The sequence below is a fragment of the Arcobacter sp. F155 genome (genome assembly GCF_004116455.1).
In the GTDB taxonomy this organism is placed as follows: domain Bacteria; phylum Campylobacterota; class Campylobacteria; order Campylobacterales; family Arcobacteraceae; genus Halarcobacter.
In genome coordinates, this window is the sequence record NZ_PDJU01000029.1 from 1 (window position 1) to 481 (window position 481).

Annotated in this window: 1 protein-coding gene; it reads right to left on the bottom strand. The window is 37.2% G+C overall.

Translation table 11 applies throughout. The annotated features are described in order from the left end of the window. Positions 1-96: 96 nt before the first annotated feature. Positions 97-481: hypothetical protein (locus CRV03_RS13930; protein ID WP_258239108.1), on the bottom strand; the 385-nt coding region annotated here is incomplete at its 5' end.

Here is a 481-nt window from a genome sequence, read left to right on the forward strand (position 1 = left end):
ACTTTACGTTCACTTCTTGAAATTGATGAGCATTTGTTATGCCAGAACCAATTGGAAATGGAAACGGCAAGCGAGTATACTCCGCTTGCCGTTTTTTCATAGCTTCGTATGTATTTGAATTCCTTTCGCTTTCTCTTCTTCACCCTTCACACGTACAATTAAATCATATGATCCGGATTTTGGCGCTTCAAAAGAAAGCAAACCTTCTTTTTGAGAAGTGACTTCTTCTTCATAAATGACCTTATCGTCTTTTGTGACTTGCAATAAAATCGTCCCTTCTTCAACTGCTGCCTCATAAGGAATTTCCACATTTCCTTTTTCAGCTTTAAGCGTTTGTACATCGTAATACCCCTGCAAAGAACCAATTGTTAAAGTCGTTTCGCCATTTTTTTGAACCTTTGTGACTTTTGTTGCTGTATTACATGCGCTTAACAATACAACAAGAGTCAAAATGAGAAATGAACGAAGCAATTTCATAGAG